This window comes from Paenibacillus sp. FSL K6-2859 (genome assembly GCF_038008265.1).
Classification (GTDB): Bacteria; Bacillota; Bacilli; order Paenibacillales; family Paenibacillaceae; genus Paenibacillus_AQ; species Paenibacillus_AQ nitricinens.
On sequence record NZ_JBBOYU010000001.1, the window covers coordinates 6,769,310 to 6,791,418 of the forward strand.

The following is a 22,109-nucleotide window of genomic DNA, read 5'->3' on the forward strand; positions in this document are numbered from 1 at the left end:
CAAAGCTACGTTTTTCTGCGTGCTTTTACGAATAAATAGAAGGAAGCGACGAGAGCGCCCAATGTTCCGCAAATCATATCCATCATCGTATCGGTCAAACTACCATTTTGCGAATGAAGCTCAAAGAGATGATCCACCGTAAACTCATAAATCTCCCACATTCCAGCCATTGCAACAGCAAACAGGAACGCGAACCAAGTGATGATGTTAGAAGGCAGACCGCCCAGCTCTTTACGCTTAGCCAACTTGAACAAGATGAATCGTCCTACGAAGAATAAAATAATTCCAGACAGCAGATGTTCAATCTTATCTAAGTAAGGGATGACACCATACAAATTGAATAAATTGGCGAGCATCATCGTGATTGTGATAAAGACCAGCACCGAAAATTGAAGTACGGGAGGCAGTTCGCTGTTGGTCCTTGTGATTAAGCCCTTAAAGAGTAACAGGACCAGAATGATAAGGGCCGCTTGAAATGTTTTATCATAATTTCCATTCAGGCCAAAATAAACAATTGATACTCCGCAAATGAGGTAGAGAATCATTTCAAAAAAATAATTAAATCTATGGTTTCTAGAAGTCTCTTGCATAGCAGTTCCTTTCTGACTAGACTCGTTTAATTAATTATCGCCCGTTCAAAGCCACCCCATACGACAATCATATCATTAGTTACAAAAAGACTCCCGTGACTTTCCCTTAGGCGGGAATACACGGAAGCCTTGAGCGATCCACAGCCCGGATGTGTGTTTACTTTTATGTGCTTTGACCTTACATCGCTTTTTCAGCCAAATCGTTAACTAAATTCCTCATCCACTTCCGGGAGTAAATCCGGGCGTAACCGAACCCAAAACGGACAACCTCCTCAAGTGATATGACGAGATATACAAGGTAGACAGGCTGCTTCCAGACGTATGATAGCAACAACCCGGAGGGGACACCTATCAGCCATGTCGCGGTCGATTCCATGCTAAACACGAACTTGCTGTCTCCCCCACTGTTTAGAATACCGCCTGCTATGATCATATTGGAAACTTTGGCCCAAAGAAATCCAGCGAATACGATAACGATATATATGCTCATCTGTTTAGCATCCTCGGAGATATTGAATGCGGAGACATACAGCTTCGAGCCTGCCGCAATGATAACCCCGACAATTAGAGAGATGATAATGCCAAGACGAATGAATTTTTTCGCATGATCGAGTGCGATGTCCGTTTCGTTCGCACCCAAACGGTTGCCAACCAATACCCCAGCCGCACTAGCCAGACCGGACAATAAGCCGATGCAAAGCCCTTGCAATGGGAAGGTAATGGTCATCGCCGTCATCTCCATCGTCCCCATGCGGCTATAGATAATCGCATATGCCGTTTCACCCAATACCCAGATCAATTCAGTCAGCAGCAGCGGATACGTCGTTCCAAAAAACTTGCGGATGAGCGGTTTAGGAATGATGAACAAGTTCTTTAGCCCAACAGCGCCAGGTAAACGATATTGGTACACGGCACCAATAATCAACAAACATTCTACCACCCTGGAAATAAGGGTAGCAATTGCCGCGCCCTTCAGACCAAGCGCTGGAGCACCGAAGTTCCCGAAAATAAGTACGTAATTCAGTATAATATTCAAAACAACAGCAATTAAGCTTACATACATCGGCCATTTGGCATGCCCCGTACTACGCAAAATCGCGGAATACATCATCGTGAGCATGACAGGTACAAAGCCGATCGACATGATCTGAAGGAAAATATACCCATTATCTATTACATTCGCATCTGTCGTGAACATGCTCAGAAAAAGCGGCGAATCGATGAAGACGGCTGCAGAGAATAAGAACGAGAACGCGAAGCCGACGATCAGTCCAAGGCCAAGCACCTGGGAGACACTTTTGGAATCTTTGTTCCCCCAAAACTGGGCTGCATAAATGGATACACCCGTCGATAAACCAGCCAAGACAACCGCGATGATCCCATATATTTTGGTGGACATCCCCACCGAGGCAATCGCCACATCTCCAAGCTGCCCGACCATCAATTGATCCGTCAAATTGAGCAATGCCATCAGTAAGCTTTGAAGCGTAACGGGCACAGCGATTTTATACACACTTTTGTAGAAGTTCTCTTTCTCTGACATGAATCGTTCACAACCCCCATATTCTCGATTTTACAGCGTCCATAGCCATTCGCAGTCTATGACTTTGTGTGAGGTTATATCACTTTTTTGTAGCGCATGAGCGTATAATTATCTTTTGGCTGAATTTCTACAACCTTGAACTTTTTCGCAAAGCATAATTGCTGATACCCGTCTCCATCTACTAAAGTAATGTTCGTGGAACCGCCAATGATGATCGGGAGCTGCATCAGAATAATTTCATCGACGATGTCTTGATTGAAGATATGCCAGTTCAAAAAGCCGCCGCCCTCGACCATCAAGCTGGTAATGCCAAAGTTGTTTTCCAACTGACGTTCAAGCTCCACGAAATCGACTTTATCCTCACCGCAGATGAGGCACTCCTTCCCTCTTTCCCGGATTTGCTTGATTTTATATTCATCCCGCCCTTTCTCGGTTGTGACAATAATCGTCCTCCCCTCATCCGAGAGCACATTGCTATCCAGCGGAATATCCAAGGTGGTCGTCGGAATGATCCGGATTGGATTTTTGTTCTCCTCATACCGATTAGTAAGAAAGGGATTGTCCGTCAGAATAGTATTTTTGCCGACCATAATGCCCTGCACATTCCCCCGGAATAGATGAATGAATTCCATATCCTTACTGGAAAACAAAGAAAAAAGCTCCTTACTCGAATTACCAGCTCCCATAGTGAGCTTACCGTCAATCGAAATTTGGCTGAATATCGTTGTTTTCATGTTTCTTCTCCCCGTCTCTTTTTAGCTTTTATATACGCCCCAGGATGCTTGGATGGCCTGTTCTATTTTTTTCAATGCTTGTTCAGGATTGCTTAAGGGCAGCTCGGTTAGACCCGTATTTAGCGCCTCCCATACTTGAATCATGAAGGGGTACGTCGGCATCGGCCGTGCGTGATCCAACAGCGATAAAATCATCTTTTTGTTAGGCATAGCAGAGGCACCTAGACGGTTCAGCACCTCTTCCTGAGCCGGGATCCGCTGCACGCCTAGCGTCCACATGGTTTGGCACTCGTCACTCAACATAAAATGCGTGAAGGATAAAATATTTTCCCGCTCCTCAGACGTTAACGAATGATTAGGGTAGATAAGGCCGATGGAAGAAGACATAGATAGTGATTGTCGCCCTTCGATGACCGGAAGCTGGCAAACCGCAAGCCTGTTGTTCATCTGCTTATCCAAATGGTTATAAATCCACTCACCACAAATAATAGCGCCGATCTTACCCTCAATGAATTGCTCTAGCAGTCCTGTAGAGCCGTCGAGACTAACAATCACACCTTGATCCATTTTGTCGCGGATGAACTTAAGCGCCTGCCTCATTTCAGGGGTAACGATATTCGGCTTTCCATCCTGAACAGGCCAACCACCGAAAGCTGTAAGAAACGGAATAAACCAATAACCCTGCTGTAAATCTGCTCCAATCGGTATGATGCCTTGAGCGGACAACCTCTCTGCTGCCTCTTCGAACATGTCCCATGTCGTCGGCGCACTGGCGTATATCTCCGGATTGTAATACAGAACCAGATGATTGCCCTGTAATACCGGGATACCATACTGAACACCATCCAGTTGCATCGTTGAAAGTGCCCCTTCAGTCAGTGCATCTTCGAATTGCCAGCCTGGTACTTCAGAGTAAAGGCCATTCTCAACATAGGAGGACATATCCGCAGGAACCATCGCCAGATGCGGACCTTGATGAGTGTCCTTAATTTGGTTCAGGCGCGCAGTCAACTCCGTAATGTTCATCACTTGTGGCGTAATTTCTACGCCGAAGCGCTCTGTATACAGCTTGCAAATTCCCTCCAACACCTCAATCGAGGTATCTCCCGGACCGTCAAACTCATGCCATAACATGATTTCTTTGTTTTTCTTTTCCATCGCTGCCTCTCCCCCTTAACTAACTTGTCTATGGTTGTTTACGAGCACTAAAGCCTGATTTGGTGCTAGCAGTATACTGTCTATCGTCTGACCTACGATACTGCCCGTTAAGGAACTATCCAGCGTCACGGTCATTGGGCACCGCCCAGGTACCGCAGCCTTCAAATCAACTTGGCAGGAAGCATCAGCACTCAAGTTAAAGCAGCAGAGCAGCGTCTGTTCGCCATGCATATACCCGTACAGAACTGTACCTTCCGGGGACTGCGCCACGAAAAAGTTTTCTGGCTTCACTAGCTGGGGCCAATCTTTCTTAAGTTCACTTAGCTCTGTCAGCAGTGGCAGCATCGGTGCAGGATTAGTCCAATTAATTTTCATGACGTTAAAAAAAGCGCGAGAAATCTCCTCTCCGTTCGTGTTGTCACCAAGACCACAGTTGAGGGGCTGCTCCTCATTCATTTCATAACCAGTCGTCACGTATGGAATTGCATTCGGAAGAAATTGATTAAATACCGCGATCATCCGAGCTACCTCAACACCGCCACGGCTCGTGATCCGAGGCGTATCTGCCGTTTCTGCACAGGCGAACACATGAATATTTAATTCAGGCAGCTCCTCTAAGAATGAAACGAGATTGTCCTTATTCATATGCGTCATGACATTCCATCCGCTGCCAAGCATAATGTTGTAGCCGGTGCTCGCCGCCTTCTTGTGATTACGATTGAACAAATCTTCGCTGATCAAGATCGCATTCGGATTCAACTCTTTAATCGTGTCAAAAATTCGAGTCAACAGCGGAATAGGAAGTACATGTCCGATGTCGATACGGAAACCATCAATCCCATACTTTTCGAGATTAAACCGTACGGCCTCCTCCAACACATCCCACAGCTTCAGATTCGGCTCCTCACCTGGATAGTCATTACATTTAATCGTATCAAAAAGAACATACGGTGCCTGATCCGAACTTATAAGATGTCTCACTTGCGGAGAGACGTCCTTGTAAAGGCGCAAGAACGTAATGTCTGTCCAAATCGGCTGCACATCGTTAATCCAATCCGAATGCGCGGGAGCGGTCGTTATCCCCATCTCTTGCTCCACCAGAGTTAATAGCTCATCTCCATTTTTAGCAGCTCTTTCTTTTAACCGCTGCCAAAGGAGTGGATGAAGTTCATTGGGTGGCGGCGAGAACTTCCGCAGAAATGCTGCGGTTTCCTGGCTGTGGTAGACCGTTTCCAATTTGTCAGGGGTACACTCCTCAAAGAATCCAAGCTCAGGAATCGATGGCGGTGCAAAACCTTCTAATTCCTGCATTTTGATCCAATACACCCATTCAGGATGTTCGGTAATGAACACACTGTTTTTCGCCGTTACACGGGGAATGAAATCAACAACAGTCTTAATATCAAGTAAATGACAAGCTTCTACCAAAGCGCTGAGCTCATCGTGGATCGTAAACTGCTCCATACCATCCAGCAGGCTATCGTGTAGGTTCTGATCCAAGTGGAATAACGATTGCACAGCGTAAGGTGACCCGATATCTCCCTTCAGATTCAACCTGCTGTACTGGTTCACTGGAAGCATATACAGAATATTGATGCCCATTTTCTTTAACAGCGGCAGAAGAATAAGGAATCTTAAAAAAGTACCAGATTGGATTGTCCCATCATGGTTGTAATCCCAAGCCGTCGAATAACGAATTAACGAAGAATAGATTGCGCTGTCGTCTAAATTCGTGCGTTCCTTAAGCGAATATCTCCACGAAAGCTTGTCTATATACTTCAAATGCTCTGTTAAAAAATCATACGGATGCACACAAATTTCCTCGTCTTTTTCGAAAAGAACACACTCATATTTGCACTCATTCCACACAGCAGGTATCCAAATTGGCGCGACGTCTTTATCTTTGTGTATAGACAAGTAATCCTGAACAAGTCTAAATTTGCTTTCTTTGCTCATTAACAGATCCACCTCTCGTTGATTGCAGTTCTACGTTTAGGGAACAAAAACCGTCTTTACGGTGTCACTCCCAACCACCTTCAAAGAGTTCAATTCATAGCCGATCAACTCGTTTATTGCTGCTTCGTGCTGATTGAGCTTAACTTTTCTCGTCACCAGTTTCTCTAGTTCAGGCCTCTCAGCGGCAAATTGCAAAGCTTCCTCGAACATATAGCGGTATTCGCCCGTTGCGATAATTTTGATTGCCTGCTGTACGAATTTGGTAGGGGAAAAGGTGTACCGATACTTCGCATTAATTCCAAAAGGAATGATGCGCCCTCCACGCTCAATCCATTTCTCCGCCACTTCGAGCTGAGTGCCCACCGTATCGATAATCACATCAAACTTATGTCCCGCACAGATTTCATCTACGGTAGCTTGATTTAATTGGGATGGTGTTAGAGCAAAATCCGAGATTTCTCTAGCAAATACCAACCGATAGGGATTAATTTCCGTCGCTACCGTGAGCGCAGCTTTTGATTTGCTCACCCTTTGACTTAACAGTCCCATTGGACCCGATCCAAGAATGAGCACCTTATCGTCAGCTGTGACATTAGCTTCTTTGAAATTGTGCAGCACACAGGCAAGCGGCTCGATTAATACCCCCGTTTCCCAGCTCATATGATCAGGCAGAAGGTGTGCAAACGTTTGTGCAGTAGTGTAAAAAAAAGTGAATGTCCCATTTCTATTCAAACCAGCAATCGGCATCCCATTTCCATCAGGTCCTATACATAAGTGCGGCTGCTCTTTCAAGCAAAAATAACATTCATTGCAGCTTTGATTCGGATCGATAACTACACGGTCCCCCACCTTAACACGATCAACATTACTGCCAATTCCGATTACGGTCCCTACAGCCTCATGACCACGAATGATTCCTGGAACTCCTTCCTCTTTACCGGTGATGACCGCTAGATCTGTTCCGCAAATGCCTGTCATCTCAATCCGGATCTTAACTTCATCCGGGGCTGCAATCTGTGGTTCTTTCCGTTCATAGAGTTCCAGCTTATGATTGGATGTCCACACCAGCGCTTCCATACGCATTCTTCCTCTCATATTTAAAATTATCCATATTCAACCAAAACATATCATAACTCCCATGTAAAAGTAAGGTGAATAATGTCGTAAAATGTTATTAATTACATTTTCATATAATAATCACATAAGTAAGCGCTTTAAAATGTTGGTAGTATAAATACCTCCCCCGGTAATCAGGGAAGGTGTTCCTTTACTAAGCCAGTTTTTTAGGCTCTTGTTTGAAAATGATCTTAAAGATAGGATAGAATATCAAGAACGAAATCGTACTATTGATAATCATTGTAATAATATCCGCTATTGTCTCCCCCATTGAACCCATTCCCCATGTGTTAATTAATAAATTATAGATAGGAGCCTTATAAAATCCTTGTGCCGCGGCAGCACCAATGGTTATAAGAATATACGCTAGTACATACCAGAAAGCGGCCTTCCAAACGTTACTGTTTGATTTAAATGTAATGGTTCGCTGTGCGAAAAAGTTAATGATCTGTGCAATGCCGAGTGTAATTTGAACGGCAAGAAAATAGCCAAGCCCTCCTCCACCTCCTGATGCAAGTGAACCTGCAGCATAATCGAATACATAATAGGCACTTCCATCAAAGTTATGTCCCAACTGAAAAACTTGAAGGCTTGTAGATAGTAATGATGTCTGTGCAAATATAAGTTTAAATAAAGGCATTAGAACAAGTTGTAATACCGTCATCCCAGCACTCAGTATAAAAAATACTATGAATTGTGCAATATTTGGATGCAGCCCCTTAAATTTATTCCATACACCCATCATTCCTGTATTTTTTTCGATATTTACTTCGCTCATATTCTTCTATTTCTCCTTTGAAGCTTAGAAAAAGGAGATACCGTGGTATCTCCTTTTCTTCACTTCCTATTTGTCTATCGGTTTATCCATTTCAACACCTTCAGGATTTGCTTTCGACTAATTTTCCCGCCAGTAAAACGGTCAATTTGACGAAATGGCATATTCAGAACAAAGTAGACATTATTCGCTAGCAAAGGCTTATTTACTGCTTCGAAAAACTTGTTAAAGAAAAGGACAATATGATAGATTGTTTTTCCAAGTGCGTTCTTATATTTAGCTTGAGCAATGGTGTCGTTTAACCCCAAGTCCTGCTTTGGATCCCAACAAGGAGAAGGAGGTTCATATCCCAACAGCCCCTTATACTCCGCTGCCGTTACCTCATGAACGTGTCCGCTAAAATAATGCGGGAATTGATCCTTGGTATGTTCACAAGAAACGGAATCTCCTGTAAGCGTAATACGTTCCTGCAAAAGAATAGATTGGATTGAACTGCCGATTTGAATTTCATAAGCACCAGGCTCAACCGCCCAATCGTGAATCGTCGGATTATAATAGGAAAAATCACGTTCCTCCAGCATGATTGTGACACGCTTGCTTTCACCCGGCTCTAAGCTCACCTTTTCAAAGCCTTTTAATTCTCGCTTCGCTCTAAAGATGGACGAATCTTGTTTCTGGATGTAGAGCTGCGCAACCTCTTCCCCTGCTACTGCCCCTGTATTGGTGATAGTACACGTAACCTGATGCTGATCAGCCGTTAAATCCGTATATGCAAAGGTTGTATAGGACAGCCCATATCCAAACGGAAATAACACAGGCTTATTCACGGTATCAAAATAACGGTAACCGATAAAAATGCCTTCGATATGTTCTGCGGTTGCCTCCTTACCTGGATAATAAGGGGCAGAAGAGACATCACTATATTTAATCGGAAATGTCTCGCTGAGCTTACCACTTGGGTTGTACTCTCCAAGTAAAATACTCTTTAACGCTTCAGCGCTTCCTTGTCCAGATAAATAGGTATGAACGATAGCTTTTACATTCTTTATAAACGGCATTTCAATGGCGCCACCGCCCGCGAGAATCACCACAATATTGGAATTGACTTCTGTTAATGAGCGAAGCAGTTCGAGCTGGTTGTCACGTAAGCTAAGGTTTACGCGGTCAACACCTTCGGCTTCGCTGCCTTCGTCCAGCCCCAAGAACAGTAGAATGGTATCTACTTTCTCAGCTAACGTAACAGCTTCCTTTATTAACCGATCATTTTTTCCGCCCATTCGCTTGAAGCCTTTCGCGTACCCAACAATCGACAAGCCAGATTGACCGAGCACATCACAGGCATTGGATAGCTTGGCAGGATTAATAAGCGAGCTTCCAGCACCCTGGTAGCGAGGATTACTGGCGAAATCACCAATAATCGCAATTTTATTGCCGTGTTTAAGCGGTAATATCTTATCGTCATTTTTCAATAACACAATCGAACGTTTGGCAGCTTCTATCGCTTTATTGTGGTGCTCCTCATAATCGATACGCGGTGTATCTTGATCATGCAGCTGGGTAGTAAAGACTAACTCCAGCAGACGATCGACAGCGTCATCCAGCACTTCTTCGGCCAGCTCATTCTTTCTAATTGCTTGCACGATTTCCTGATCCGTAATTCCATTGGTTGAAGGCATTTCCAATTGATTTCCTGCTTTCAACCCTGCAACACGGTCATTATTACCGCCCCAGTCCGTAACGACTACGCCATTAAAATCCCATTCTCCGTACAGAATATCCTGTAACAAATCGTTATTTTCATTAGCGAAGGTACCATTCACTTTGTTGTAAGAGGTCATGATGGTTTTCGGTTGACCCATCTCAATTACACGTCTGAATCCTTCTAAATACAATTCTCTTAACGAGCGTTCATCCACGACTTCGTCAATCGTCATTCGCATATGCTCTTGGCTGTTGACAGCAAAGTGTTTAGGACATGCAGAGATACCGTTCACCTGAATGCCTTTGACCATCTCGCTCGCTAATTCTCCCGTTAAATAAGGATCCTCGGAAAAATACTCAAAATTTCGTCCGCATAACGGATTCCGCTTGATATTCAATCCAGGACCAAGCAACACGCTCACTTTTTCGCTAGCTGCTTCTTTTCCAATCGTTTGACCTACCTCATAGATTAATTGTCTGTCCCAGCTATTAGCCAAGGTTGCCGCCGTCGGAAAACAAGTGGCAGGCAGACTTTTATTTAAGCCTAAGTGGTCTGCCTTTCCGCCTTGCTTCCTCAGACCATGAGGTCCATCGGTCAGCATAATGCTTGGAATCTTCACTCGGTCGATTGCTTTTGTATTCCAGAAGTTTGCGCCAGACATTAAAGATGCTTTTTCTTCTACCGTCATACTTTCAATTAATGCTCTATACTTCAATCTCTTCACCCCGCATGCTTACGCCTATTTTTCGAATAAGTAGGTTTGCAGGATCGTGTACAACACATGCTGAACACTTGTGCGAACCCCGTTTGTGATTCCTGCAGGATCCTTCTTGTATGCTTGTTTTAATAATTTCGCGTTTTTACTTGGTGTCATAATATCGAGCATGAGATCATTACCAGCTACAACCGCATCCGGCGCTTTCATAAATCCAAAGACTGCATCACTGGAAACAAATCCATCAAAGCCCCATTCCTTACGCAGAACATCATTTAACAAGACGGAATTCGCTCCTGCCCACTTTGTCCCGATGATCGAAAAGCTAGACATTGCGCCAAGAGGGCTGCTTTCTTTAACCGTAATCTCAAACGGCTTCAAGTAGATTTCGCGAATCGCTTGCTCGTTGGCCCAGATCAGATTTCCTGAACGAGCATTGGTTTCTTGATCGTTTAACGCGAAGTGCTTCATAAAGGCAATAATGCCTTGGTCTTCTGCGCCGTTTATCATAGATGCCGCTATTTTTCCTGAAAGCACAGGATCTTCTGAGAAGTATTCGAAGTTACGGCCGCCTTGTGCTGTACGGTGGATATTCATCCCCGGTGCATACCAGCCTTGAATGCCATACGCACGCGCTTCTTTACCAACCGCTTCTCCCATTTGATAGGCTAGATCATTGTTCCATGTTGCTGCAATGACGATTTCAGACGGATATGACGCGGCTTCGATTGGCTTAAAGAAGTAACTAAATCCAGCAGGTCCATCCATCAACAACGTTTTAGGAACACCCAAACGCTCTACCGCCATTGTTCTATAGGCGCCGTTTGCTACATAATCAATCATTTCGTCCAATGTAAACTGATCCATGAATTCATTCCATTTCGGATCATCAAAGGCTAAACCTTTCAAATCCTCCAGTACTAAGCCATTATCAGCGCCAACCGTTGGCATTTCCAAATTTGATGCTTCCTGCTCTTTTGAGAATGCGTCGAGCACATTCTGCGGTGCTTTATGACTAATATTTTCATCCGAAGGATATGTCTTCTCCCAATCATTCCGTGACAAATACGTAACTTCACCTTTTGCTAATTCAAAGCGATTCTCGTAAGGCGTTCCGGTATCCTTATCTTCTTTGAAAACCTTCTTCTCAGCCAACTGAAGGTCATAGCTTGCCACGATATCATGGACATTGCGAGCCACTTTAATTGAATAGGTGCCTGGGTCTAGTACATACGCTTCTTCTACGCTCATATCATAAGAAGCCATCTCTTCGGTAGCAAAAGAAAGGGTAAGTACCTCGGATTGACCCGCTTCCAGCAAAGACGTCTTTGCATAAGTGGCCAGTTCGATGGCCGATTTTTCAATGCCGCCTGCAATATACGGAGCTGAATAATAAACTTGAACAACATCTTTTCCGGCTTTGTCGCCCACATTTTTCACTTCGACTTGTAGTTCAATCTTGTCTTCCGACAATGACTGATTCAGGACCTTCCACTCGAAATCCGTGTAGCTTAATCCATGTCCGTAAGGATATAACACGGTATCTCGATAGCCTGCTTCATCATTTAAAAAGAAGGTTTCATAGAAACGGTAACCGACATAGATACCTTCTTGATAATTGAGGAATGAATACTTCAAATTATCGTATTTGTAGTCTCCAAAGTTCTCACTTGCTGGAGCCGATGCATTGTCATAAACATACGTATCCGTAATACGGCCTGATGGATTGATATTTCCTGCAAGAATATTTCCTAATGCGTTGGCTCCATAAGGCCCAGGTGTTCCTATCCACAAGACAGATTTAATAGATTTAAATTCATTTACGAAACCAAGCTCTAATGCATTCCCCGCATTTACAACGATTGTGACATTTTCAAATGACTGTGCAACCTTTTCAATCAAAGCGCGTTTATTTGCTGTCAATTTCAACTGCTCAGCGGTCGCATCACTAGCTTCTGTACTCTCACTAGCAATGACAATAATTGCATTTTCCGAATAGGATTTCGCTTGTGCTATTGCTTCGTCCGATAAATAATCGATTTTAGGTTCATCGCTAGAGTTTCCGCCTAACATACCTTTTACAACTTGAATGACTCCGGTACTCGCCTTGCTGCCCACTCCTGCTTTTGCACCAACCTCTTGATACAAGTCATGAAGCTCGGTATTGTACAAAATACCTGCATTTTCTAGACCTTTAAATAAATTAACCGCACGGGAAGTATCCCCCGCACCCGATCCTCCGCCGCCATAACGTAGCTCTAATGCAGCTAATCCGAAGACGTTAACCTTTTTATCTTTCAAAGGCAGCTGTTTATCATCATTCTTCAATAGAACAATGCCTTCATTCGCAATTTCTTCAGCTATTTTCCCACCTTGTTCACGTGCTGCAAGTGCCTCAGGGGAATCGGTTACGGCTGTAATGTGTTTTCCTGTCAGCGCATCGATGATGCTAGAAGCGGTTGCACCGAATTGTACGAACAACAATATGACAACAAGCGCTACGATCGACCAGCCGGTGAAACGTCTTGGTCTATTTTTAATTTTCTTGTAGCGTTTCGCTTCTTTTTTCATCGCTCTACGATCTTTGCGACTTAGAGCTTTCAACTCTATTTTTGTTTGTTGCTCTTGCTCTTTTCGTAATTGTTTGTCCTGTTCAATCGCTGCTGTTCGTTCTGCTTCCGGTAGCGCTTTAATTTCTTGCTTTCGCGCTCGCAGCTTAGCTTTATCTTCCTTCACCTTTTGCACGATTTCACTTTTCTTAACGCGTTTAGTATTAAAATTGTCCACCACGGCGACCCCCTCCGGTATCGTCTTTCTTTTCCACAATCATAATATAGCGCTTACATTTTAACTATGAGGATCTTGTCGAAAAAAAAGCTAAATATTGCGTTCATTCGATTGATCAAGAAATCGAGTGAGCAATATTTAGCATTAATCGTTGGTTTTTTCTAAGTCGATCATAACAATCCCGAATAGCGGAACTTCGAACTCAAGTGTATGATTTCCCTTTATTTTCAGTTGTTCTACGCTTCTCGAAGGTCGATTAATTGCATTCCAATACGCAATATCTTCGAAAGACAACTTTTTGCATTTTCTTAAATCAGCAAGGTCTAATCGCTGATCTATTTGCTCAGTAGTTAATCGTTGCTTGATCAATCGGTATGTCCCTTCAAGGTTTGTAAGCTCCATCTTTATAAAAACATAGGGACTTTTTGCCTTATGCCAAGCTAATTCTAGTTTTTCCTTATTTTCATTGATAAACAGATGTTGCTCTTCTTCTGGATAAACCGTTAAAATGCGGTAATTATCTTGCTGTTTTGTCACGATACATGAGTTGTTTTTGAACACAATCTCATCAAACAAGCGACTCACAAACGCTGTCGCATACCAATTGTCCTTGTAACGACCATCCGGTGTAAGTAATGAAAGCTTACTTGCCAGCTCATCTGGAAAATACTCAAACAGCTTGGCTGAATCGAGTGATAACGGGGGGAAATAGTGACCTGCAATTTCGTTTTGATTCATTAGGTTTATATATTGCCAAATGCTTGCATTTGCTTGTGCTAGATCTGAATAGGCGTGTAGATAATCATCCTGATCGTAAACCAGCATTCGATCCAAAATACGATTCTGATCTTGCATGTTTGTGTTCTCACCAATGACCCGAATGTATTCTTCATCAAATAGATAATTAAGCGCAGTTTCAAGTGGAATCTTGCGCATACGGGTCCAGTCATCAATGCAATAAACGGCATTATGGCAGGTCATATCGAGCAGCATCGCATCTTCTGGCGGGATGGGAAAATGAATGACTACGTTCTTATAGTTTTTAAAGATTGAAATGGCATTCACTAACGGCAAACGTAATTCCCTGCTATTTTTCATTTCATAGAAGCAGCGGAACTCGTACATCCAATCCTGACTTGTCATATAATTTTGTTGCAGATGAAGATTTAATTCAGTCATTATCGTTTGAAACCATTCATTGTTATGAAATCCCCGCTCCTCCCAATCATCCAAATCTATAGATTGAAATTGAAGGTAGGGAAACATGCCAACAGACACGATCTGCTGCAACATTCGATCTAACTCACGAAATGAACAGAACAGCTTCCCTTCGCTTAAACGTATATCCACTTTTTTAAAAATACGAGTGACCGCTACCCACTTCACCCTAAGGCGTTGACGTACTTCGAGCAAACGGCTATCCATAAGTTCGCCTTTTACTTTAAGAACATGATTGACCTTTGAGTACTGGCCGATCGTTTTATGCAAATCTAATTGCACCTCGATGCGATCGGGGGCAATAGACGTGCCAGCCGGCAATTCACCTAACGGCACATACGGCGATAGTAGAGCTAATACATCTTGGGACAGCTCCGCATCGGCACGATTCTGCACCGCTCTTATTTGACGCTGTTCACGAAATTCAGCAGGTGAAAGCTCATACCTTATTTTAAATGCCTCGTTAAATGATCGTACATTGGGGAAGCCGTTGACTAAAGCAATCGTGACAATCTTATCGTTCGTATTTTCCAGCATACGTAAGCTATGAAACAATCGCACTTCTTTGATATAATTTCCGATTGAAATCCCTAGCTGATTTTTAAAGGAATGCGCCAAGTAGTATTTGCTACTATAAGACTGTTCAGCAATCTCATCCAGGCTGAGTTTGTCCGCATAATTAACATTGATAAATGATACAATTTCTTTTACCTTATCCGAAGCTGTATGCACTTGCTTCTTTTCATCTTCTGGCCCAAGATAACGGTACAGCAATCCGATTAAACGTTTCGAATACCCTTCGATGATATAATCAGAACCGGCGCCCGGATATATCCTTTCGACGTACAAGTACGCCATACAATTCTTCACAAGCTCATATCCATCTTTTTTGTACACCATCGACAGTGGAATGTTAAGCTTAAATGCCGGAAACTCTTCTTGATACTCATTGGTTAGAAACTTTACCGAGAGCGTCGCATTCTCTTCACTGCCAATTACACGAACAATATCACCTTTATTAAAAACGAAAATATCGCCTGTCCGAATCAAAATATCCGAACCGTTTCGCATTATTTCTAGATAACCAGAAAGAACAAACCATGCCGTTAACTCCGTCATAATTAGAAAATCCACTTCCTCAATCGTTTCGATTGCGGCCAGTACGATTTGATCTGATCCATTGTTCTTTTTATTCAAAATCAACAATCTCCTCTTCCAACATGAAAAAATATGTTACTGTTACTGAGTACCTGACGATTTGCTCATAATTATTGATTATAAACGATTGCTCTCTGAAATCTAAAAAAATAGGACGGTGCATCATATGGTATTTGCATTTTTGTTTATATTCGCTATGTACGCGGCAAGTAACTATTACATCGCGAGAAAGATTTTTAAATGGTTACAACATGTATTTCCAAATATAAACGGGATTATATACGGAGTCATCTACGGCTTGTGTGCGGTAACAATCATTATTAATCTACTATTGTCCTCTTCAGCTATGACGACCGATTCAAGTATTGTTAATTTTATTGGTCAATCCGGGGACTATTGGATGGGGATCTATTTCTATTTGTTCTTGCTGTTACTCCTTTCCGATGTAGTCTTACTTATTAGTAAATGGATCAAAATCATCCCCTCCCCTGCGCCAAAACGTGTTGTTTTTCATACAAGGTCAGTAGTATTAATTCTAGTCATAGGGTTGGTGTCCTATGGGATTTATAACGCCAATCAGATAAAAGAAGTATCGTATCCCATCCAAATACACAAAAGCACCTCATTAGAGCATTTAAATATTGTTCTAATCAGCGACTTACACTTAGGCTACATAAATGATGTCAAATTTCTTGCAGAGGTTGTTGATCGCATTAATGATATGCAGCCGGATATTGTGTTGATGTCAGGAGATATATTTAATGGAAACTACTATGCCCTCTCTAATCCTTCCAAAGGAATAGAGTTATTAAATACTATTCAGTCCACCTATGGGGTTTATGCTTGTTTAGGTAACCATGATGCAGGACGATCCTACGATGAAATTGTGAACTTTATAGACAAGAGTAACATTAAACTTCTAAATGATGAGCATGTCGTTATTGATAATCAATTCGTTGTAGTTGGCAGGAGAGATTCATCCCCGATTGGTGATCAAGGAAACGCTAGAGCAGTTACTTCTGAAGTGATGAGTAACATTGATACCACTATGCCCGTTATCGTAATGGATCATCAACCCACGAATATGATTGAATACGGAGATGACGTCGATTTGATACTTAGTGGACATACGCATCAAGGACAAGTATTCCCTGCAAATCTAATCACCAATGCTATGTTCACAGTAGATTACGGACACTATCAGAAGAATCCAAACAGCCCTCACGTCATCGTTACATCTGGTGTAGGGACTTGGGGACCGCCATTACGCATTGGTACGAACAGTGAGATAGCACAAATTAAAGTTGATTTTAAATAATATGATTTTTAAAAAAGCGGACAGCCTTTGAACGAGAATTATCGTCATAGACTGCCGCTTTTTATAGTTTTACCTAAGGTTGGTGCGGGGAATATCCGTTATCTTGAAATTTGTATCTCTATATCATACAGCGGTTTTACCCATGTCCTCCATGTAGCGCAGTCTAGCACTTATAAATACTTTCTTTTATACATCAAGGTAATTTGCCCTGCTATGTATTCTGCGCTATATTGGCTGCCATCCTTAATCCACCACATAATAATCCCCAGTAGTGATGCCGCAATAATATCAACGGAGACTACCTCTTTAGTGGGATCTATGTTTCTCGCTTTTCTTCGTTTTTCGATCGTATTTTTTAACAGGCTGGTCAAGTGCTGTTTAAAACCTTTGTGCTCAATTAATACAGCAAACACTTTCCGGTATTCATAAAAGTAATTTAAAAATGTGACCAGCTGCTCCTGTTCGTTGTTACTCTTCACATGTAATAGCGGTTCAACCTTCATAGACAGGTCATCAAAGATTTCATGTACGATCTGCCGCAATAAATCGTTAATATCCTCATAATGCAAATAAAACGTTGCACGATTCAGCTCGGCAGTGTTAGCGATTTTTTGGACGGTTAATTGCGAAATCTCTACATTGTCAGCCAATAATGAAAAAACAGCATTCTTCAGCATCTTTTTTGAGCGAACAGCTCGTGGGTCAACCTTTTTGTGTACAGTCATTTCATCCCTCTATTATCGTTTTTATGGCATTTCATCAACTAATTTACCGAATCTGTTGATTAGTCGACAGTTTAAATAAAATTGCAAATAGGAATACAGTTTAAATCCTGATATGATTCATTTTATTGACACTATGTCGAAAAAGCAATGAAGAGAGGCCTGTACCATGCAAGAAGATATTAAGAAAATAAATAAAGGAATCCTACTAACCATCCTGATTTTTGGTTGTTTCTTATCTACACTCAATCAGACGCTTTTAAATGTCGCCTTAAGTAGTCTGATGGATGTATTTGATGTCACGGCAACAACTGTACAATGGATTTCAACGGGTTTTATGCTGGTCAACGGAATATTGATTCCGATTACAGCCTATTTAATGAAACGTTTTACAACACGTCAATTATTTCTAAGTGCCATGTCATTTTTATTACTTGGCTCAATCATTTGTGCAGCAGCGCCGAGCTTTAGTCTACTCTTAGTCGGACGGATGATCCAAGCTGCTGGTGCAGGCATTATAATGCCGCTCATGATGAGCGTTGTACTCGCGGTCTTCCCTATTGAGAAACGTGGCAGTGCTATGGGACTGCTTGGACTCGCAATGATATTTGCTCCTGCCATTGGACCGACGCTCGCGGGATTTGTTGTCGAATATCACTCTTGGCGCTGGTTATTTATCGGCCTTATCCCACTTGTCATCCTTGTTATAGCGTTGGCGTTCAAATATTTAGTGAATGTATCTGAGACCTCTAAGTCGAAGCTTGATGTGGTAAGTGTTCTTTTATCGACCGTCGGATTTGGTTTGATTTTATACGGCTTCAGTAGTGCAGGCAGTAAAGGCTGGGACGACGTAATAGTAATCCTGACATTAGGCATTGGAATCGCTGTAACGGCCGTATTTTGTATTCGACAAATCAAGTCAGATGATCCGCTGCTAAACCTGTCTGTCTTCAAAAATAAAGTATTTACGCTGACATCTCTTATTAATGTATTAATCACCATGATGATGTACGCAGATATGATTCTATTGCCTATTTACCTGCAAAATGGCCGTGGTTTTACAGCATTTGATGCAGGACTACTCTTGTTGCCGGGGGCGCTCGTAAATGCGTTCATGTCGCCCGTCACCGGTAAATTATACGACCGTTTCGGTGCCAAACCGCTGTTCATCATTGGTCTGCTATTTATTATTCCATCTATGTGGGCGGTAACTGATCTATCTGAATCGACCACGTATATGTATCTAATGATTCGTACCATTGGCTTGCGAATTGGATTAAGCTTTATTACGATGCCACTCAATACAGCCGGACTAAATGCGTTGCCAAAACAACTAGGAACGCATGGCACAGCAGTGAACAATACCGTTCGCCAAATTGCCGGAGCCATCGGAACTGCTGTCGTAATTACGATTTACACTGTGCAGGCTACAAGTCATGCGGCCACAGTGATGCAGAGCAATCCCTCTACTACTCCTGAGATCCTTAAATCCCTTGCATCCATTCTTGGGGCAAGTGACGCCTATTACTTTATGATGATTTTATCCGTCGCCGCTTTTGTTATAACCTTATTTATGCCTATGAAAAGCAAGATCACGATTGAAAAGAAAGCAAACCTAGTTAACAAGGAATAACCTTGGTTGTAACTAGCAATTGCAGTATATGAAGAAAAGCCATTCCGTATAGGAATGGCTTTTTGTGTGAATCCCTCACTCAAGCTTAATTACTTTTCCCTTTTTTGCTTCTAATCGAATACAAGATGAATAATAAAATAAACCATAACGGAGTACACAATAAAGCCGGGCGTGTTTCTCCAGCGAACAGCATGATGATCAGTATTCCAGCGAACAAGGTTAAGACAATATAATTAATAGCCGGTGTGAACGGTGCTTTGAATTTGGATTTCGCCTGTAAGTCTGGCCGGGTTTTCTTATACTTAATATGGCAGATAAGAACAATGCCCCACACCCATATAAAACAAATGGCGCTAATCGTTGTCACGATTCCAAAAGCCTGCTCCGGAATAAGTTTACTCAAAAGAGCACCCACAGATATAACAATTGTAGAAATGAATAACGAGTTACCTGGGACATGGTTTTTATTCAGTTTGCCCAAATGAGGTGACGCCTGGTTATTTCTACTCAAATTATAGAGAATTCGGCTTGTCGAGAACATTCCACTATTACAAGCAGAAGCGGCTGAAGTTAATACGACAAAATTAATAATCCCTGCGGCAATTGGAATCCCTACTAAAGTAAAGGTTTTTACAAAAGGACTCTCTGCCGGGCTGAGCTCTGTCCAAGGGTTAATGCATAACAGGACGAAAAGCGCACCGACATAGAAAAATAGAATCCGTAAAGGAATTTTATTAATCGCAGATGGGATATTTTTCTCCGGATCCGCTGTTTCCGCTGCCGACACCCCGACCAATTCTACACCCACGTAAGCAAATACAACCATTTGAAAAGAAAATAAGAAGCCTGATATGCCGTTCGGAAAAAAGCCCCCATACTCCCATAGGTTTCGTATCGTCACCGATCCTGCATCCGTCTTAAATCCAATGATCAGTAAAATGACCCCAAGACCAATCAAGGCGAGAATCGTAATTACCTTAATTAAAGCAAACCAAAATTCGAGTTCCCCAAAGCTCTTTACAGTTAATAGATTAAGTCCTAATAACACGACTAGACAGGCGATGGCAGGAACCCACTGCGGGATATCAAACCAGTACTGTACATATACGCCAACAGCAATGACATCAGCCATAGCCGTCATAATCCAGCAAAACCAATAGGTCCAACCAGTAATGAATGCGACCCGTGATCCAAGGTAGTCTTCAGCAATATCCGTAAACGATTGATAGCCCGCTTTAGATAATAGGAGTTCTCCCAGTGCTCTCATCACAAAAAACACAGCAATACCCACGATTAAATACGTGATCATAATGGATGGGCCTGCCTTCTCTATCGCCTTACCTGATCCCAAAAATAATCCTGTACCAATGGTGCCGCCAATAGCAATAAGTTGAACATGCCGATTAGCCAACTCTCTCTTTAATTCTGGTTGTGCCATACCTAGTTCCCCCTTGTGAGTACAATAAATTAGAATAAAAAAAAGAGAGATTGGATGTCATCCAATCTCCCAGATCGTAAGAATATCAAATAATATTTGCCCTGCTGATAGCGATCAGCATGACAAATACATATTCAGTACTCTTCTGTCCTTTTGCCTGAGATTGTGAACCCTTCGGCGCCGCGGAATTTCCGCAGTCTCTCCAGAAGCTGCTCCAGCTAAAGTGTAATCCTTAGCCATCATAGCTCGTGAATTATGAAGTTGATAAAGCGGTAACGCAGTAAAGCTGTTCTGATATTCTAACATATTACTTGTGATGTGAGTGTTAATCAGTGATAAAAGTCTCAAGAATTTAAAGTTAGCCTCATGAACATACTACTTTTTGAAAAGCAAAAAACTAAAGGAGTATGCTAATGAAAGCCGCTGTAGTAAAGAAATTCAAAGAAAAGTTAGAGCTACAAGACGTACCTAAACCAAAACCCGGACACAAAGAAATCCTTGTCCACATTCAGGCCTGCGGAGTGTGTCATACTGATTTGCATGCTGCTCATGGCGATTGGCCCGTCAAACCGAAACTCCCTCTTATTCCCGGACATGAAGGCGTTGGGATTATTGAAGAAATAGGTGAAGGAGTTACACACTTAAAGGTAGGAGACCGTGTAGGAATTCCATGGCTGTACTCAGCCTGCGGTCATTGTGAATATTGTCTTACTGGAAGAGAGACTCTTTGTCTGGATCAGCAAAATTCCGGATATTCCGTAGATGGCGGATATGCAGAATATTGTGTGGCAGCTGCCGATTATGTAGTTAAGGTTCCTGATAATCTAAGCTTCATCGAAGCGGCACCTTTATTTTGCGCAGGCGTTACTACCTATAAAGCTTTGAAAGTATCGGGTGTAAAGCCAGGTGAGTGGGTAGCCATTTTCGGCGTCGGAGGATTAGGGCATCTTGGTGTACAATATGCAAAAGTGATGGGAATGAACGTAGTGGCCATCGACACGTCGGATGAAAAGATGGAGCTTGCCAAACAACTTGGCGCAGACAAAACCGTAAACGCATTAAAAGAAGATGCGGCAGACTGGATTCAAAAAGAAATCGGCGGAGTACACGGTGTCGTTTGTACAGCGGTTGCGAAAAAAGCATTCGACCAAGCCTACCGTGCCATTCGCCGCGGCGGTACCTGCGTCATGGTTGGGCTGCCTCCTGAATCCATGGATGTTCCCATTTTTGATACCGTATTAAATGGAACAAAGGTAGTTGGTTCGATTGTCGGCACTCGCAAAGATTTGCAAGAAGCATTACAATTCGCTGCAGAAGGAAAAATCAAAACCATTATTGAGACACGTAAACTAGAAGATATTAATGAGATCTACGATCTTATGTTAGAAGGCAAAATCAATGGCCGAATCGTCCTTGATATGACGAAATGACCCTAAAGAAAACATGCTCGAAAAGTGCTACTTTTCGGGCTTTTTTATGACTAATAATTTTGCACAGTCGCACCAAACGTATTAGACTGTAATTTTAAAGCATAGAAGCTTGAGTC

Annotated in this window: 15 protein-coding genes and 1 riboswitch; of the genes, 3 read left to right on the plus strand and 12 right to left on the minus strand. The window is 42.5% G+C overall.

Annotated elements, in window-relative coordinates; all coding sequences use genetic code 11:
• Positions 1–5: 5 nt before the first annotated feature.
• The 10 genes from MHB64_RS30155 to MHB64_RS30200 form a co-directional block, all read right to left on the minus strand.
• A complete protein-coding gene (locus tag MHB64_RS30155; protein ID WP_341136008.1) occupies positions 6–545 on the minus strand; it encodes a hypothetical protein in 540 nt (179 codons plus the stop codon).
• Positions 546–768: 223 nt separating this feature from the next.
• Positions 769–2,133: an MATE family efflux transporter gene (locus tag MHB64_RS30160; RefSeq protein ID WP_341136009.1), complete on the minus strand. Its 1,365-nt coding sequence runs from the start codon at positions 2,131–2,133 to the stop codon at positions 769–771.
• A 74-nt stretch (positions 2,134–2,207) separates the two neighbouring features.
• Complete coding sequence (locus MHB64_RS30165) at positions 2,208–2,867, minus strand: dihydrofolate reductase family protein (RefSeq protein ID WP_341136010.1); 660 nt, start codon at positions 2,865–2,867, stop codon at positions 2,208–2,210.
• A gap of 21 nt (positions 2,868–2,888) precedes the next feature.
• On the minus strand, positions 2,889–4,025 hold the full coding sequence (locus MHB64_RS30170) for a sugar ABC transporter substrate-binding protein (RefSeq protein WP_341136011.1): 1,137 nt from the start codon (positions 4,023–4,025) through the stop codon (positions 2,889–2,891).
• A gap of 15 nt (positions 4,026–4,040) precedes the next feature.
• Positions 4,041–5,981 carry an alpha-amylase gene (locus MHB64_RS30175; RefSeq protein ID WP_341136012.1) on the minus strand — a complete coding sequence of 647 codons (1,941 nt, stop codon included), beginning with the start codon at positions 5,979–5,981 and terminating at the stop codon, positions 4,041–4,043.
• A 36-nt stretch (positions 5,982–6,017) separates the two neighbouring features.
• Positions 6,018–7,058 carry a zinc-dependent alcohol dehydrogenase gene (locus MHB64_RS30180; protein ID WP_341136013.1) on the minus strand — a complete coding sequence of 347 codons (1,041 nt, stop codon included), beginning with the start codon at positions 7,056–7,058 and terminating at the stop codon, positions 6,018–6,020.
• A 193-nt stretch (positions 7,059–7,251) separates the two neighbouring features.
• Positions 7,252–7,875: a hypothetical protein gene (locus tag MHB64_RS30185; protein ID WP_341136014.1), complete on the minus strand. Its 624-nt coding sequence runs from the start codon at positions 7,873–7,875 to the stop codon at positions 7,252–7,254.
• A gap of 74 nt (positions 7,876–7,949) precedes the next feature.
• Positions 7,950–10,262 (minus strand): beta-glucosidase, encoded by a 2,313-nt coding sequence (locus MHB64_RS30190; protein WP_341136015.1) that lies wholly within the window; start codon positions 10,260–10,262, stop codon positions 7,950–7,952.
• 51 nt (positions 10,263–10,313) lie between these two features.
• A complete protein-coding gene (locus tag MHB64_RS30195) occupies positions 10,314–13,076 on the minus strand; it encodes a glycoside hydrolase family 3 N-terminal domain-containing protein (protein WP_341136016.1) in 2,763 nt (920 codons plus the stop codon).
• A 144-nt stretch (positions 13,077–13,220) separates the two neighbouring features.
• Complete coding sequence (locus MHB64_RS30200; RefSeq protein WP_341136017.1) at positions 13,221–15,491, minus strand: helix-turn-helix transcriptional regulator; 2,271 nt, start codon at positions 15,489–15,491, stop codon at positions 13,221–13,223.
• A 127-nt stretch (positions 15,492–15,618) separates the two neighbouring features.
• Between MHB64_RS30200 and MHB64_RS30205 the strand changes: the two genes are divergently transcribed.
• Complete coding sequence (locus MHB64_RS30205) at positions 15,619–16,770, plus strand: metallophosphoesterase (RefSeq protein WP_341136018.1); 1,152 nt, start codon at positions 15,619–15,621, stop codon at positions 16,768–16,770.
• Positions 16,771–16,940: 170 nt separating this feature from the next.
• Here the strand turns inward: MHB64_RS30205 and MHB64_RS30210 are convergent, their stop codons facing one another.
• Entirely contained in the window at positions 16,941–17,495 is a 555-nt protein-coding gene (locus tag MHB64_RS30210; protein ID WP_280788034.1) for a TetR/AcrR family transcriptional regulator, read from the minus strand.
• A gap of 166 nt (positions 17,496–17,661) precedes the next feature.
• On the opposite strand from MHB64_RS30210, the gene MHB64_RS30215 reads away from it, so the two are divergent.
• On the plus strand, positions 17,662–19,125 hold the full coding sequence (locus tag MHB64_RS30215; RefSeq protein ID WP_341136019.1) for a DHA2 family efflux MFS transporter permease subunit: 1,464 nt from the start codon (positions 17,662–17,664) through the stop codon (positions 19,123–19,125).
• 85 nt (positions 19,126–19,210) lie between these two features.
• Here the strand turns inward: MHB64_RS30215 and MHB64_RS30220 are convergent, their stop codons facing one another.
• Positions 19,211–20,563, minus strand: coding sequence for an amino acid permease (locus MHB64_RS30220; RefSeq protein ID WP_094869789.1), 1,353 nt, complete (start codon positions 20,561–20,563; stop codon positions 19,211–19,213).
• A 135-nt stretch (positions 20,564–20,698) separates the two neighbouring features.
• Positions 20,699–20,779: riboswitch (glycine riboswitch) on the minus strand.
• Positions 20,780–20,976: 197 nt separating this feature from the next.
• Here MHB64_RS30220 and adhP point away from each other — a divergent pair.
• Positions 20,977–21,993, plus strand: a complete 1,017-nt coding sequence (adhP, locus tag MHB64_RS30225; protein ID WP_094876568.1) for an alcohol dehydrogenase AdhP — start codon at positions 20,977–20,979, stop codon at positions 21,991–21,993.
• Positions 21,994–22,109 lie beyond the last annotated feature (116 nt).